The organism is Spirosoma sp. 48-14, from assembly GCF_001898575.1.
Classification (GTDB): Bacteria; Bacteroidota; Bacteroidia; order Cytophagales; family Spirosomataceae; genus Spirosoma.
The window spans coordinates 143,288-158,250 of the sequence record NZ_MKUD01000070.1 but is presented as its reverse complement, the minus strand read 5'-3'; the positions used below and the strand labels follow the sequence as shown (position 1 = coordinate 158,250).

General features: G+C 47.2%; 14 protein-coding genes. 4 read left to right on the top strand and 10 right to left on the bottom strand.

Annotation, left to right across the window (positions count from 1 at the left end; translation table 11 throughout):
- Positions 1 to 108: 108 nt before the first annotated feature.
- The 5 genes from BGO59_RS29930 to BGO59_RS29910 form a co-directional block, all read right to left on the bottom strand.
- Complete coding sequence (locus BGO59_RS29930; protein WP_293690302.1) at positions 109 to 570, bottom strand: DinB family protein; 462 nt, start codon at positions 568 to 570, stop codon at positions 109 to 111.
- Positions 567 to 3,572, bottom strand: coding sequence for a glycoside hydrolase family 3 N-terminal domain-containing protein (locus tag BGO59_RS29925; RefSeq protein WP_293690299.1), 3,006 nt, complete (start codon positions 3,570 to 3,572; stop codon positions 567 to 569). Before BGO59_RS29925 ends, BGO59_RS29930 begins: the two co-directional genes overlap by 4 nt.
- Positions 3,573 to 3,697: 125 nt before the next feature.
- On the bottom strand, positions 3,698 to 4,384 hold the full coding sequence (locus BGO59_RS29920) for a porin family protein (RefSeq protein ID WP_293690296.1): 687 nt from the start codon (positions 4,382 to 4,384) through the stop codon (positions 3,698 to 3,700).
- A 217-nt stretch (positions 4,385 to 4,601) separates the two neighbouring features.
- Positions 4,602 to 5,045, bottom strand: a complete 444-nt coding sequence (locus BGO59_RS29915) for a hypothetical protein (RefSeq protein WP_293690293.1) — start codon at positions 5,043 to 5,045, stop codon at positions 4,602 to 4,604.
- Between the two features lie 59 nt (positions 5,046 to 5,104).
- Entirely contained in the window at positions 5,105 to 5,710 is a 606-nt protein-coding gene (locus BGO59_RS29910; RefSeq protein WP_293690290.1) for a sigma-70 family RNA polymerase sigma factor, read from the bottom strand.
- Between the two features lie 102 nt (positions 5,711 to 5,812).
- Between BGO59_RS29910 and BGO59_RS29905 the strand changes: the two genes are divergently transcribed.
- Positions 5,813 to 6,076, top strand: coding sequence for a hypothetical protein (locus BGO59_RS29905; RefSeq protein ID WP_293690287.1), 264 nt, complete (start codon positions 5,813 to 5,815; stop codon positions 6,074 to 6,076).
- Positions 6,077 to 6,086: 10 nt separating this feature from the next.
- Here BGO59_RS29905 and BGO59_RS29900 read toward each other — a convergent pair whose 3' ends face one another.
- From BGO59_RS29900 to BGO59_RS29890, 3 genes are all read right to left on the bottom strand, one after another.
- The gene (locus tag BGO59_RS29900) at positions 6,087 to 7,298 is read right to left on the bottom strand and encodes a DUF748 domain-containing protein (protein WP_293690284.1); all 1,212 of its coding nucleotides are present in this window, start codon (positions 7,296 to 7,298) and stop codon (positions 6,087 to 6,089) included.
- A gap of 163 nt (positions 7,299 to 7,461) precedes the next feature.
- Positions 7,462 to 8,235: a pentapeptide repeat-containing protein gene (locus tag BGO59_RS29895; RefSeq protein WP_293690282.1), complete on the bottom strand. Its 774-nt coding sequence runs from the start codon at positions 8,233 to 8,235 to the stop codon at positions 7,462 to 7,464.
- Between the two features lie 72 nt (positions 8,236 to 8,307).
- On the bottom strand, positions 8,308 to 8,982 hold the full coding sequence (locus tag BGO59_RS29890) for a hypothetical protein (RefSeq protein WP_293690279.1): 675 nt from the start codon (positions 8,980 to 8,982) through the stop codon (positions 8,308 to 8,310).
- A gap of 182 nt (positions 8,983 to 9,164) precedes the next feature.
- Here BGO59_RS29890 and BGO59_RS29885 point away from each other — a divergent pair, with 182 nt between their 5' ends.
- Positions 9,165 to 9,398 (top strand): hypothetical protein, encoded by a 234-nt coding sequence (locus BGO59_RS29885; RefSeq protein WP_293690276.1) that lies wholly within the window; start codon positions 9,165 to 9,167, stop codon positions 9,396 to 9,398.
- A gap of 171 nt (positions 9,399 to 9,569) precedes the next feature.
- On the opposite strand, the gene BGO59_RS29880 is transcribed toward BGO59_RS29885, so the two are convergent.
- Positions 9,570 to 10,523, bottom strand: a complete 954-nt coding sequence (locus BGO59_RS29880; RefSeq protein WP_293690273.1) for a hypothetical protein — start codon at positions 10,521 to 10,523, stop codon at positions 9,570 to 9,572.
- A gap of 196 nt (positions 10,524 to 10,719) precedes the next feature.
- Positions 10,720 to 12,480, bottom strand: a complete 1,761-nt coding sequence (locus BGO59_RS29875) for an Ig-like domain-containing domain (RefSeq protein WP_293690456.1) — start codon at positions 12,478 to 12,480, stop codon at positions 10,720 to 10,722.
- Between the two features lie 262 nt (positions 12,481 to 12,742).
- Between BGO59_RS29875 and BGO59_RS29870 the strand changes: the two genes are divergently transcribed.
- Positions 12,743 to 14,248 carry a hypothetical protein gene (locus BGO59_RS29870; protein ID WP_293690270.1) on the top strand — a complete coding sequence of 502 codons (1,506 nt, stop codon included), beginning with the start codon at positions 12,743 to 12,745 and terminating at the stop codon, positions 14,246 to 14,248.
- Positions 14,249 to 14,368: 120 nt separating this feature from the next.
- Positions 14,369 to 14,812: a hypothetical protein gene (locus tag BGO59_RS29865; RefSeq protein ID WP_293690267.1), complete on the top strand. Its 444-nt coding sequence runs from the start codon at positions 14,369 to 14,371 to the stop codon at positions 14,810 to 14,812.
- The last annotated feature ends 151 nt before the right edge of the window (positions 14,813 to 14,963 follow it).

Here is a 14,963-nt window from a genome sequence, read left to right as displayed (position 1 = left end):
AAGGGGTTTTATTTTAGTAATTGGCTGGAAAAGAAATAAGAGCTACCCACCTATAGATCAACGCCTTACTGAATACGCATAAAGAAACAGAAATAGCCTACAAGTAGGCTATTTCTGTTTCTCCCGGCTCCAGATAATGTAATCCGTCACAGGGGCTTCGGCCAGCATGGGCCGGATGAGCTGCACAATTTGCCCCCGGTGGTAAGCTGCGTGGTGACTCATGTGTGTTAAAATTTCGACCAATGGCGTTTGGTGTGGATTGCCTTTCGAATCCTTATAGCTAATCGACTCGGCCAGTTGCCCTTCGGAAAGCCCACTTACATAGCTCTTCACCTGACGGTGCTGGCGGTCGGCGGTTTCGGCCATCCAGCTAACGGGGATATCTTCCCAGATTGATACAAACACCGACTGATTCGTAATTCGGCCGATCCAGACCTGTTGTGCAGATAAGATGTGCCCCATCACGGCTACAGCTCGCTGCGGTGGATTGCTAACCGCTTCGAGGGCCGTAATGATGCGGTGGTTGGCCCAAAGCTCATAGTCGAGTAGCTCAATCAGATACTCTTTCATTGAATGCCTCGTTTAGTTGCCTGATACAGTGCTTCTACAATGTTCGTTCGGGTATTCAGATTGCCTAGCGTATTGTTATTGCGGGTTGGGTACACGCGGTTACACAAAAATACATAGGTAAGATTGTAGGCCGGATCGGGATCGACCCATACGAACGTGCCGGTAAAGCCCGAATGCCCAAAACTAGCCTTGGTTGCTGAACGAGGACCATTACCCGAGTACTTGAACGAGGGTTTGTCGAAGCCTAACCCACGGCGGTTACCCAATTCGGGAAACTGATAGCGGGTGAACTCTGCCATGGTTTTCTGCGAAATGAATTGCTGTCCACCATATGACCCCATCCGACGATACATGTCATACACCTTCATCAGATCGTTGGCCGAACCAAACAGCCCCGCATGCCCCGACAGGCCGTTGAGCATGGCAGCTCCTTCGTCGTGCACGCGTCCCCAAATGAGTGTTTTGCGAAACAACGAATCGTATTCGGTCGGTACAATCCGGTCGAGAGAGTAGAACCGACGTGGGTTAAACGTCAGCGTAGTAGCTCCCAGTGGTCGGAAGAAGGTGGCTTTGACGTACTCTTCGAAGTTGACACCCGTAAGGCGCTTCACAACAAGTGGGTACATAATAAACGAAAGATCGGAGTAAACGTACTCTTTCTTCTCGTTCAGTGGGGAGTCCCGAATTTGCTGGTAAATAACTTTCGGGTAGTTTTTGAATTCAAACAGGCTGTCGGTCACTTCAATTGGGTAACGGCCCGAGCGTTCGTTTTTAAAGGTTTTTGGCTTCCACGAACCATCTGGATTTTTGGTGTCCATCCAGAACGGAATCCAGGCTTTCAGCCGGGCCTGGTGCGTCAGTACATCCCGCCAGATCAGGTTCGCCTTATTCGACTTCTTCAGAAAGGGCAGATAATCGGCCATTTTGCCATCCAGATTGAACTTACCTTCATCCACCAGCTTCATCAGAGCCGGGGTAGAGGTACTTACTTTCGTAACCGACGCCATATCATACAGATCATCCAACTGGACAGGTTTAGGCTCTGCCCCAAGCGATGCATCGTATGTATGGTTTCCATACGCTTTTCGGAAGATCACTTTCCCATCTTTGGCCATCTGAACCACACAGCCGGGAAATGCCTTTTGAGTCATCCCCACGTTTACCAGTGAGTCGACCTGTTGGGCCAGATATCGGCTGTCGATCCCCACTTCTTCGGGAATGGTATATTTCATCCGGCCGATGGGCTGAACAGGTATACCATCGCCATACCGGAAGCGCTGGTTGACGGTTACCGGCAGTTTACCCGAAGCCCCAATAGCGCCAAATATCAACTGAGCTGATAGTTCTTCGGTATAATTGGTTAATTGATACGGCATTACGACCGCCCGCGCCTGTTCAATATTCCGGGCTGTCTGTACCGTATCCATCGGAAACGTGAGTTTATCCAGTACATAGGGATTACCGAATACCGTAACAACCGCCTTACCCGTTGATACTAACTCACTAACCAAAGCAGCCGTTTTAGCCTGCAAACCATAGCGGGCAGCCGGACGAATATTATTCAGGTGAACATCGACCAGAATCAGATTATAATTCTTTAGTGAATCACGCACCTGAGCCAGCGTTGAGTCGGGTGTGCGGGACGTGATATTGAAATGATTGACCTGCGTGTAGTTGGCGACCATCTGCTGAAAAGCCGTGATCTTATCGCTTTCCACAGCTACCGACGCAATACGCAGGGTGTCAAGATGTTGCAGAGGTAGTAGATTCCGTTCATTTTTCAGAACGGTCAGACTCGCTTCGGTGAGTTTCCGGTTGAGCAGGTCGTCCTGCACTGAGTTAAGATCGCTTACCAGATTGGTGAGGTCAATGGGTTTGTATCGATCCAGCCCCGCCCAGACTTTGGCCCGGAGTACTTTCAGGCAACGGGCATCCAGCGACGCCTGACTGATACGCCCGGCGGCCACGGCCTGTTTGATTTTTGCCAGTGCTGCCGGTACATCTTCCGTAAATTCCAGTATATCCAGGCCGGCTTCGATACCCAACTGATCGGCCTGCCCCGACGGAAAATACTTCGTAAGCGCTTTCATATTCATCGCGTCCGAAAACGTCAGCCCCTGAAAGCCCAGCTCATTTTTGAGCAGGTTCGTTACAATAGCAGGCGATAAGGTAGAAGGACGGTTACGGGTCGTGTCCAGGGCCGGAACGTTTAAATGCGCCACCATCACCCCAGAAGCCCCCGCTTTGATCAGCTCCCGAAACGGATACAATTCCAGCGAGTCGAGCTGGGTCCGACTTTTAGCAATGAGTGGTAGATCGAAGTGAGAATCGGTGCCGGTATCACCATGTCCCGGAAAATGTTTGATGCTGGTTAGCAGTTGGTTGTCCTGCATACCCTTCACATAGGCGAGGGCTTTTCGGGCCACATCGTATTTGTTTTCACCAAACGACCGAAAATTGATGACTGGATTGTTAGGGTTATTGTTGACATCGACCGTGGGCGCAAAGTTGATGTGCAAACCTAATCGACGGGCTTGCCGGGCCAGATTGGCCCCCATACGATAAATCAGACTATCGTTCCCCTGCATGGCCCCCAGCGTCATCTGATAAGGGTAGCGGACCGTACTGTCTAAGCGCATGGCAAGCCCCCACTCGGCATCTATTGCCATCAGCAACGGGACTTTCGAAACGGCCTGTAAGCGATTGGTCAGTTGAGCCTGCCGAACAGGCCCACCCTGAAACATGACAACGCCACCGAGTTTTGCCGTTTGTACCAGTCGAACCAGCGAATCTTCATAGGAAGGTCTGCGGTTCGAATAGCCCGCCACCATGATTAACTGCGCAATCCGGTCGTCGGGCGACATGTTGGTAAATACCGAATCGACCCAGCAGTTTTGGCGTTCGTTGAGGTTAAGAAAAGCGGGGGTAGTGGTTTGCGCCACTACCGGCATAGAAAATAAGATGCTGATGAAGAGAACAAAAATGGGCCGTCTGAAGGGCATAAGCTAACTATATTACGAATTACGAGGTACGATTTACGATTTTTTTCCTGCGTGACCAATTAAAATATGAATCACACCATCTAAATCGTAAACCGTACCTCGTGGTTCGTAGCTAGTCAGCTGTCTTATTTTCTGTATCGGCTGCGATACTCAGGTCCTACCCCAAAACCATAGCCAAGCGTAATGGAGACGGTTGAATTTTGCAGCGAACTCCGTGGTCCCCAGACGTTCGTGAAGGCTTGCACATCAGTTAACCCCAGGGTATACCGGGCATCGATCAGGAAGTGCTGCCGATTGCCAGTGCCCCAGTTCAACTGAATACCACCTGTTGCTCCCAAGTCCAGATTATTAAACGCGTCGCTGTTGTCGCCGTTGAGTACCGGACCAGTCCCTTGCAGATAATCCCCTTTAATCCGCTTTGCATTGAGTTTGATGCCTAACGAAGGACCGACAAACAGGTTGGGTCTGAAGTTTCCATTCAGGGTCAGAAAATAGCGGGCTACCACCGGAATTTCGAGGTAGTTGACGCGCTGAATAAACTTCATATTATTGCCCTGATAGCTTGTACCGCGTTGCGAATACAAAACATCACCAGAGATACCGAAGTGGTTCAGCGAGCTATACATCAGAAAGGCCCCTGCTGTAAGTCCAGGCGTAAAGCTCATCCCATCCGCGCTGCCCCAGTAATTAGATAAATTCAAGCCAACACGCGGACCTGCCGTGAACCGCTGCTGGGCCGAACTCACTGATAGACAACCGATAACAAGAAAAGATGAGAGAATAATAGAACGTAGTGAATTTGCGCGAAACATAAATAAATCAATGGGTTGATATGCCCCGTTAACGCTTGATGTTCGGCAAATGTTTTAATTTTTCGGGAGACTTCAATCTTTTTTACCTACAAAAAAGGACATGGTACACAGCGAACACGGATTTTTATGACTCTTTTGGTCAATTAAGATTGAGTTTATTCAGAGCCTGCTTTACCAGCACGTTAAATCTTAGATGACCCTAAAAATCCGCGCCCTATCAGCAAGCAAAACGCTGATAATCAAGCAGATAAAAACCTGTTCCGCCCATAGTGTGCTGCTTATTTAAAACCGTTTTAGATGCAGGCACAACTGGTCTGGCCTTCGGATAATGTTTTGGCGCGAAGAAAATAAAATAAATAGCCATCGCCAGCATAAACAGAATGGCAGCTGTTGTGGTAGCAATCCAGAGAGGCCAGAGCCGTTTTCGATTAGCCGATTCATGAATTCGCCGATGCAGCGCATCACGAAGATCAGCCATCTGATCGGCCATTGGGCCATTGGCGACGTTCGTGGCCGTTTGCTGCATGGCCTCCAACCCGGCCAGCGCATCCGCGTAGAACGGGTTTTCGAGCAGTAACCGCTCCACACGATGTCGTGCCGGTCCGCTCAGTTGCCCAGACCGATACGCCTGTAAATCGTCGAATGTCAATTGGTCGTTCATTGTGGTGACGCGGGGCAAACCCGCTTTAACAAAACAATGTGGGTTTTCTCCCACGTTACTTAATGCCGACTCATACAAATTTTCAAATTTCTTCGGCCATTTTGCAAATAACTTTTCACCTGTTTCATATCGTAGCCCGTATGGTCGGCAACTTCGGTGTAGGTCTTTCGCTCCAGATAGAATAACGTCAGGCATACCTGCTGCTCGGGAGGTAAGGTCAGCAAACAGGCTTCCATCCGGGTTAGATCTTCTTCGAGCTCAGGCAGGTCGGTATCATAGCTGGTAAACTGATCTGACGATTCGTCGTTGGCCTCTGATTCGGTCTGATTGACTAGCGCAACTGTCGGATGGGACTGGCTTTTTCGCAGTTGCATGAGGCAATAGTTGCGTGCCACGCTATGCAGCCAGGGCCCAAACTGCTGAACATCATGCCGACGCAAATCGGTTATGAGTTGTTCGAACAGATTCATGACCGCATCCTTTGCCTCCTCTTCGTCGCGCAGGTAGTTGAAGCAGACTGCGTAAATCAATTCCATATGCTGCTCATACAGCTCCCCCAGAATAGTTAGGTCGCCAGTGGCCCGATAAGCCGCCAGAAGACCGGCAGAATCCGTTCGGTATCGTTCAGAGGGGGGTTTGGGCTTACGAAACAGTTTCAGAAACATAAGTGTAGGGCTACTTATGCCTAAAGATGCAAAAGCAGTCGGAATTCCATAACCGAACGCCGTTCTATGTGGTTACAGTATTTAAACAATCGCTTTATCACGATGAAATGGATATTTTTCTGGGCCTGCCTGCTCGGTATACTAAGCCTTATCAACTCAACGAGCCTCATCTCGTCGGAACTTCGGTCGGCTTCGGAAGCGAGGCAGCAGCCAACACCGAATCGGCCTTCTGCCCAACCGAATAGACGTTCCACAACCAAACCATTACCCGATTCGACCAAACCCGGAAACCGTCGTCAGCCCCGACTGCGCCCAGATTCGTTGCGCCGTGGTGGAGCCACCCGAATCGATACTGTCCGGCGCTGATCCACAGGTATCAGGCAACCGTTTTACGTTCTTTCTTTTTGCGTTCACGTTCGGCCTTTCGTTCTCTGCGTTTTTCCTGTCGCTGGGCTTTTCGGTCAGCTCTGGCTTCCTTACGTGCGGCCTTTCGCTCATCGCGTCTGGCTTTATAATCCTCTTTGATGCTTTTGAACGCGTCTTTCAGCGTGATATTATTGTCAAAATCATGCCGAAAAGCTTCTACGTATGCATTGCGCAATAAGCCGAAAATAGTAGGCCACACCGCCGTCTTGATATCGTCATACGTTCCGTTGAGGGGAATCCGGGTAGCTACCTGATCATGCTTCTGATTTTTCAGGACATCCGTACCGACCTGAGCCAGCAATTCCGTAAAAAAGCGCCCTACAGACCGATGCTCGTGCTCATTGAGCTTAAAAATCTCCATTCCCTTTGTCAGCGGTTTGACATAGCCATTCAGTTTTTTGTCGAGCATGGCCATCTCACTATATACGCTGACGGTGCCCCATTCGAAGTCAACATTGCCGTAGGCACGAGCGAGTGCATTGAGCTTGACCAACTGAAGGTTATCGAACATCAGGTTATAATCAAAGTCAGGAACTACCTTCAGCAGATTCATATCAGCCGAAAATTTCATGGTGCCGCCGTAGCCCGGTACATCACCAGATGCCACCACCGGCGAAGGAAGTTTTTTGTTCCGGTCATCGACATTTCGGATGTTTCGCACCTCCCCCTGAAACCGTTTGATCGACAGGTCGGCGCGGGGCTGAGTAATCAAACTGGCCAGATTGACCTCTCCGTCGATCACAGCAAATCGGTTGATTTTGATGGGGAGCAGTTTTTTCAGGAAGGCTGTCCAATCCACTTCGGCTCCTGTCTGGCTACTGGCCTGGTCTTTACCAAAAGCGAAATTAATTTCAGGTTTATAGCATTCCACTTCGCTTACCAGCCTACCTTTAAATAAGGCTTTCCATTCCACAGACAAGTCCGTTTTAGGAATAAACAGGAATGGTTCTTTTATCTTCCCATTGATCTTCCGAATACGAAGATCATCTATCTGATAAGCCCCACGAATGAGCTGAATGTCAATATCTTCGACATGGCCTGTATAACCACCCATGTCGGCCAGGGTTTTATTGACATAGCGCAGTACAAAGTACGGTAACAGCAATCGGGCAATGATCAGGAGTACTACGAGTGCAATCAGGATTTTAGTCGTGCGTTTCAAAACGTTGCGTGATTGGTGTAACGCTTTGATAAACAAAAAAGTAGGACACAGGTTTAGGAATGGTGCAGAAAGTAAACGGGGTGGAATCGGTGACTAAGTGCCAACCAATGGCCATTAGTACACCAACTCCACCCCGTTTACTTCCGCTCTGCCAGCCTGTCAATCAGCGGCCATAAGGCAGGAAACGCCGTCCACCCAATGTTGTGTATTTGAAATCGGTTGACCCATCGAAACGGGCTTCATCGAAATTACTCCCACTCGGCAAACGCGTGTATTTAAAATCGGCGCTACCCGTAAAGCGGGCCTGACTGAAGTTCGTTCCTTCGTCGAATTTGGTATATTTAAAGTCGGCAGATCGCTCGAAACGGGCTTTCTGGAACGTGGAAGCCTCATCGAATTTGGTGTATTTGAAATCGGCATAGCCCTGGAAGGTTGAGCTACTGAAATCGGCATCATTCCGAAACTTGGTGTACTTGAACAAAGCTATCTTCTCAAACTTGTTGTTACTAAAAATGGCCCGCTGGCTGAACGTCGAATATTTAAAAGTGGCATCGTCTTCAAATGTGCAGCCTTCAATCGTGACAGCTTCCGGGAAATCGGTGTTGTAAACAATGTTGCTGGTCCGAAAAATCTTACCATCCTGGTCTTCCGTACGGTAGCCAAGAAACTTACCTCTAAACGTACAATTTTTGAATGTCATCGGCACATCAACCGTGCTCAGGTAATGCTGAGAATCACCCCAGTTACCATCCCGAACTTCTTTACGATTAGCTAAACTGGTTAGGTCCAGATCGCCAGTGATGGTCGCATTTTGATAGGAAACCGCTTCTTTCCGATTGATTTTTGCCATAATGTCTTTCGCATCAACGGTTGTCTGCGCCAGTGCAGGCGACAAAGCAACGAGGGCAAACAGGAGGGATGTAATCAGGATTTTCATGTCGTCGTTATGATGTTATTTCCCAAAAGATGCAGATACACGACCCAAGGTTGCACTGACAGAACCAGGTAGTTATTTCGTATAATCGATTTTAGGCTGAACAACTAGTGAAACCTCCGCCTTGTCGCGCATAGGCACATCCGAACTAAATGGGAATTTAGTCGTCGTAACATCGTTTTCGATATAAAACTCACGGGGCCCGACGGTTATACCTTCTGATTTTTCATAGAGCCAGGATACCGTAAACGGTATTTCGATGGGGCCATTGGTAGGCGATGGAATCGAAACACCCGATGCATGCGTAGTCAGTGGATCCGATTGAAGGGCCAACGTCACAAAAGCACTACGCACCATATACCCATCTTTAGGCGGAAAGGCAGGCGGATTGATGCGCGTCATGGTAGCGCGTACATTGTAGGTTACCAGCCCCTTGGCTCCATTTGCCGGTGCCGATTTCGCTTTCGACAGAGGTAGTGTAAAACTCGGATTCTTTTGGGTAGCCTCACCAATCTTGTTACCATTGGTGTCATAGAAAACCAGTTTCAGCAGAGCAAATTCGCAGGGGTAGGGCCGATCTTTACCATTGTGTAGCTTACAAGGCAGGACAACCGTTGGAAACTTCTGATTTTTAGGGAGAGTGGCTGTGATATTTTTGGGGACGGTTACGGTCCCAGTCGGTAGTTTTCCCTGACCATACACCAGGACTATACTACTCGTAAAAAAGAGGAACAGAAAGAACGATTTCATGCTGATTATGAGAACGGTTTGGGGTATTTTGATCAAATATAGAAAAGACCTCACCCAAAGCAACTGGTAATCAAAAATCTAAGCCAAAATACCTGTCGGAACGTATTTTAAGGTCTTGCAACAAGATAGGGGTGTAAGTTTGTTAGTTTTGTAACAGTGTATTATCAATCATCTACCAATACATGACACTCGTTCTGGAAACCAAGAACCAAGCCGATTATCAACTTTTTGTTGATCTGGCCAAACGCCTTCAGGTTGACTACCGGGAAGAATCGCAAAGTCTGGAAGAATTAACCAAGGCAGAAGACCGTTTTTTCTCTTTAGCTGGAAGTTGGCAGAGTGAACAATCTACCGACGAATTAATTGACCTTATCGAATCGGCCCGCACTACCAAAACAATTGATTTACCCCTCTAAATGTATTTGCTTGATACCAACATATTGATCCACCATCTGAATGACCGGCATGGTATTAGCCAGAAAATTCGTGAAGTTGGCTTTTTGAATTGTTATATTTCGGAAATCAGTATCCTTGAAATAAGGAACTCGCTACAACGCCCATAATATGAATTTACCGTACCAATTAAATCAATACTTTTTTGCGTATGATTCATAAGTGTACTGCCACTCTGAAAATAATTCTTGATTTATATCCTTCAATCTATTGTTTTTGTGATAATTATTATAATATGTAAACTCACCATTTTGTCTTAACAGCACTCCACTAACATTAGCCATTATTTCTCTCTCCGAGTAAAACAGTGCGTTTTCAATATCGTGAGAAAAATAATTTATTTCTGCTTCGTGCTCTACTGAAAGCCCATAAAGTGTCCTGTATAAATCATCCTTATCAAACCAACTATGAAAATCCAAGTAAATACAAATAATATATGGAAGGTTATATTTATCAACTATTTGAGAATATTTTCTAGCTTTCTTTAGCAATGCGCTGTTTTCCCCTCTTAACCGATTGTAGTTAAAATTTATAGCTCCTCCACCGCCTATTAGACAGACGTGTTCAACATTTGGAATATAATTAATTAATCTTACCTCTATCATATTATCTATCAATATCATTTCATTAATAGCTGGTTTATTATTAAGCCAACTTTCTACTAAAGCTTTACATTTAATAATATTAATTTTATCTATATTAATTATTTTATCATCATAAGAAAATTCCAGAACGCATTTTTGCTTTATTTCATGCAAGGCATTCATAAATTTCGAGTCAAAATCAAGCTTCACTTTGTCTGCTACTGATGGATTAAGCCTCATGACCTCAGCAATAATCTCTTGACCGTTTATAGTCAAAGCCCAATCAGGCGTTAGCTTATCATACATTTTACTATATTTTACAGAACTGCTAAATGTACCAAAGAAAAGGCCGAAATGAATTTCTGTAATTTTTGACAAAAAATCAACCTCATTATTTTCTTTGTATAGACTGTTTATAATACCTAAGCCATGCCTATCGTCAAACTCTTCGAAAGTTTCAAATAAAGCTTCTCTCCCTTCAAAAAATTTACTTAGTAAAGTCATTTCGACGCTTAAAGATTAGTACAAAACAATCGTACCTATAACCCTTGATATGGAAATATATTAATACAATTTACAAACGAGTCTTTGTCTTAAAATTAGGTAAGCCAATAATACCTTTTAATTATCCCTTAAAAGCAAACTACTTAGCCAATTAGCCATTCTCATTATATACGAAAAGGCCCAAAACGACCACCACTCAAAAATCAATATCAGTCAGTTCAAAATTCTGTTTGACGCGGATGGTACCATTTTCTTCGGTGCCGGGCGCATAGACGATTCGTTCGGGCTGGATGCCTTTCTGCACATTACCGATGTCGCGCTTTCGGTTTCCGTTCGAATCGATAATCAGACGTACACGGTACATCCCAGGTTTTAATCGCCCAAAACTATACGAGGGCGTTCCGTACACCGATCGGATAACCTTGTACTTATCGTCGAGCAGTTCGATGATGAAGTTATTACCAGCCGCCCCTACGGTTGCGGGACTCACCCGACCAGCAATCAACCCGTAGCTATCCTCTTCGGCAATGATATATTTGGCGGAGTATCGGGCTAGTGTATCACCCTGAACACTAATAAACGAGCCCTTCTGCAACCTAAACAGCACACTGTCGCGCAGGTTGGTTTTTCGGGCAATGACCAACCGGGAGAAATTGTTACTCCACATCAGATCGGCACGAGTCAGCGGAAACGGTTTGGTACTATCGGGGCCAATAATAATCTGGTTTGTATTGTAGCGCAGAATTGGCTTGTTAAAGGTCAGCGTAAACTCCAGATTATTGTCGATCGGCTCCCCCGATGGCGGAGACACCTGCACAGTTAGCCCAGTCCGGTTTTTAGCTCTGGTTTTCAGCGGAGAAAAATAGATACGTTCCCGCAGTTCCGTCACGTTCCCAACTGAATCTTCAGCCATAATGGTTACGTGAATGGTATCGTCGGCAGCCCGATTGGCCGGTCGAAACAACCGAATCATTTTCGGATTTTCCAGAAACGACACCAGCGAATCGCCCGATGAAGAACCAGACACTGTGGTGGACGTAGCTGATGCAGACGTAGCGGATGTGGAAGTTGCCGTTGTGGAGACGGCCGACGTGGATACGGCCGACGTCGACGTAGGGCGACCGTAGCGTAGTTTATAGCTGGCAATACCGCTGCTCAGTTCCAGGCCCAGGGTTTCGTCGGTACGCTCACGTCGGCTGATTCGTGGTTTTCCGTACCCCCGAAACGCCACCAGGTTCACATCCGTATAGTTGCGGTTTAGGTTCAGCACGCTATCGCGGAAAGCAACCCGCTCGCCCGGTGTGTTGTTGACCAGATTCAAATCCTTATCATCGAACCCATATACTTTATACTGACCTGCCTTTACGTTTTCGATGCGGTAGTTGCCATTACTATCGGTCCGGGCAAAATACTGAGGCCGTTTCCGATTGATCGGTAGCGTATCGGTAGGAGCAAACAGCCCAACAACAAAACTTAACAGGGGCAGTCGGCTTTCATCATCGACCACATTGCCCGTCAGGTAGAGCGAATCGATCACAGACCCGGTGCTGAATACCACTTTCGTATTTTTGGCGATGTTCCGTTCAGTAACGTCTTTTATGCCGTCGGCAAAGTCGATGGTATAGGTTGTATTCTTCAGAAAAGGTTTGTTGAAGTTTAATCGAATGCCTTTAGGCAGCGATTTTACCACATAGGTATTGCTATCCTGCGGAGTGATCGTAATTTTCTGTTGCAGGTTTTCACTATTGACGTACTCATCAAATTCCAGTTCCACAAACTTACCATCGTAGTTTAACTGACGGGCTGAAGGGATACTACTGACCAGTTTAGGTGCCAATGTATCTTTCTTACCGCCAGGCGGTTGGGCCACCTGCGCGCAGTTTTGCAGAAAAAATGGAAGAGCCAGTAAAAGGGCAAAAACAAAGAAATGAAATATTCTATCGTATAAATCGGTCACAAGTACCTGATTCAACACAAGGGATGAAAATCGACAATCGCTCTTTCGCTCTTTCACTCGTTCACTCTTTATTTTATCCTACAAAGGTAAACGTCCGTTCATCGTTTAACCGTACCGATTGACATAAAATGGATGGTCTGTTCGTTAGGATGTATAGAATTTTAAGAAAATTTAAAGGTAGCGCGCTCCGTGAACGAGAATGTGGGTGAAATTTGGGCGTACAGGGCTCCCCTATTCGTTGCTAACTATTAAACAACTGTTCATGATTTGCACCCGTTTTTGCGCATGGCTGTTTGCTGTTGCTTTGCTTGGTGGGCTGGTGGGCTGTTCCAGCTCCGCCGACCAGCTCGATAGCCAGATCAGCGATGCGCTGGAAGATAATACCCTCGATGTTGAAGAGGCCGATGCCCTGCGGGTCTTTATCGGTCAGGAGAGCAAGGCATTAGGGAAAGATAAAAAAACCAGTATTCTGATCACACCCGACGGAAAACTGGATGAGTCGGCATTAGTGGCTTACATTAAACGAAACCGTACTTATCGTAAACTGGTAAAAGAGGGCAAGAACCCTACCCTGAACCTATCAGGTGGTGCGGTAGCTGGCAAACCATTGCGGCTGAAGCTTTATCTGGAGGCTAGTGGCAGTATGTTTCCCTACGATGCACCGGGCGGCAACGGTCTATTTAAACGAACGCTCAATGATGTGCTGACGGAGTTTGATGCGGTTAATCCCAACCAGGGAAAACTATTCGTGGTCAATACCGAAGTCAACGACCTGGGCTTGTCGCTCTCGCAGTTTTTTAAGGAGAAAGACATTTTTACGGTTGCCAAAACGAAGGGCAAAACCACCAGCACCGACTTCGAGAAGATTTTCAGCGATATTCTCCAGAATACCTCTGGCGACGACCTAAGCATCCTGGTTTCAGACCTGATCTACTCCGACCCCAGCCTGACGGGTATGAGCGCCCAGAAAACCCTCGATGCCGCCAGTTCGTTACTCTCTACGGTATTCAACCCCTATGCCAACACCCATTCGATGCTGGTGATCAAACTGAAAGCCGACTTCGATGGTACGTATTATAGCTGGAACAACGCCAAGAAAAAATATACGGGCGAACGGCCCTATTACCTCTGCCTGATCGGCCGCAACGAAGCCATGCAGCGGCTGTACCAGGACCAAACCTACCAGACCATCCGCCAGTTCAACGAATTACCCGGCTATCAGGACTCGTGGTTCTTTGGTCGTGATACCAAGGCCGTTACGCCTTTCTACAGCGTTCTGGTCAATGATCCTGCCCGAAAAGGTCGTTTCAAGCGGTCGGACGAAGAGGTACGCAATCATGATAAAGCCGTTCACGCCCTCACCGATGTTCAGCCCGACGTAGCCGACAAAAGTTTAACGATTCCGGTAGCCGTCGATCTGTCGGCCCTGCGCGTACCCGCTTCATTGCTAACCAATGCCAGTCAGTACGATGTATCGGGCAAAGACAATTTCCGCGTCACATCGGTACAAACCTATGCTGGAGCTAATGGTACCACCCACAAGCTACTCCTAACGACTGATAAACCAGCCCGTGGCAAACGAACCGTTACCATTCGCCTACGCCGGGAATTCCCTCCCCGCTGGATCGAAAACACCAACACTACCAACGATGCCTCGCCCGACGCCAGTTCTACTTTTGGCATCCAAAACCTTTTACAGGGCGTCGAGCGAGCCTACAACCCCAATAACCAAACCGACTATTTTACGTTAACAATTAATCTTGAGTGAGCGAAAGAACTTTAAAGAGCGAAAGAGTGAATGAGCGAAAGAGCGGATTATCAATCCGACAAAACGCCAACATAAGCCTTTTTTCGCTCTTTCACTCTTTCACTCTTTCACTCTTTACTTATGGAAGAATCCCTCTATAACTTTTACAATCTGTTTGTGAACAGTGCCCTGCTGGAAGATCTGTACCAGGAAGAACTGTTATCCCCCCTCACCCTGACGGCTATCGGCATTGCCTTTGTCGTAGCGGTTGCTTTCTATATCTGGCCGTTCAACAAAGTGAGTTTCAGCGGCATGGGCAACTGGCTGCTGATGATGGGCGTCAGTTCGGTGCTCCTGTTTATTATTTCGCTGGTTACCTGTTATCAGAAAGAAGGCCAGGAAATTCCCCGCGACGAAGCCGACCCCAACCAGGGGACTCTCTTCGATCAGGGCATCAGTGTTTTCCTGAGTTACGCCTTCGAGATGGCCTTATTGACGGCTGTTATTTTCTTCATCATTTCGATGGTGATGAAAAATTTCAGTAAAAATGCCAAACACCGGCCCATGTTGTGGCCTTCTAAATAACCCACATGTAGAGACGCCATACCTGGCGTCTCCTGTGCGTCAGCAATTTGTTACGTCGGATAAAACCATCCGGTTACGAGACGATCAGCAATTTATTACGCCGGATAAAACCATCCGGTCATGAGACGCCAGGGATGGCGTCTCTACAAAA

What these genes read in the sequence shown, in the direction of transcription:
- BGO59_RS29930 (WP_293690302.1), bottom strand. Translation starts at nt 570, where the DNA reads ATGAAAGAGTATCTGATTGAGCTACTCGACTATGAGCTTTGGGCCAAC.
- BGO59_RS29925 (WP_293690299.1), bottom strand. Translation starts at nt 3,572, where the DNA reads ATGCCCTTCAGACGGCCCATTTTTGTTCTCTTCATCAGCATCTTATTT.
- BGO59_RS29920 (WP_293690296.1), bottom strand. Translation starts at nt 4,384, where the DNA reads ATGTTTCGCGCAAATTCACTACGTTCTATTATTCTCTCATCTTTTCTT.
- BGO59_RS29915 (WP_293690293.1), bottom strand. Translation starts at nt 5,045, where the DNA reads ATGAACGACCAATTGACATTCGACGATTTACAGGCGTATCGGTCTGGG.
- BGO59_RS29910 (WP_293690290.1), bottom strand. Translation starts at nt 5,710, where the DNA reads ATGTTTCTGAAACTGTTTCGTAAGCCCAAACCCCCCTCTGAACGATAC.
- BGO59_RS29905 (WP_293690287.1), top strand. Translation starts at nt 5,813, where the DNA reads ATGAAATGGATATTTTTCTGGGCCTGCCTGCTCGGTATACTAAGCCTT.
- BGO59_RS29895 (WP_293690282.1), bottom strand. Translation starts at nt 8,235, where the DNA reads ATGAAAATCCTGATTACATCCCTCCTGTTTGCCCTCGTTGCTTTGTCG.
- BGO59_RS29890 (WP_293690279.1), bottom strand. Translation starts at nt 8,982, where the DNA reads ATGAAATCGTTCTTTCTGTTCCTCTTTTTTACGAGTAGTATAGTCCTG.
- BGO59_RS29885 (WP_293690276.1), top strand. Translation starts at nt 9,165, where the DNA reads ATGACACTCGTTCTGGAAACCAAGAACCAAGCCGATTATCAACTTTTT.
- BGO59_RS29880 (WP_293690273.1), bottom strand. Translation starts at nt 10,523, where the DNA reads ATGACTTTACTAAGTAAATTTTTTGAAGGGAGAGAAGCTTTATTTGAA.
- BGO59_RS29870 (WP_293690270.1), top strand. Translation starts at nt 12,743, where the DNA reads ATGATTTGCACCCGTTTTTGCGCATGGCTGTTTGCTGTTGCTTTGCTT.
- BGO59_RS29865 (WP_293690267.1), top strand. Translation starts at nt 14,369, where the DNA reads ATGGAAGAATCCCTCTATAACTTTTACAATCTGTTTGTGAACAGTGCC.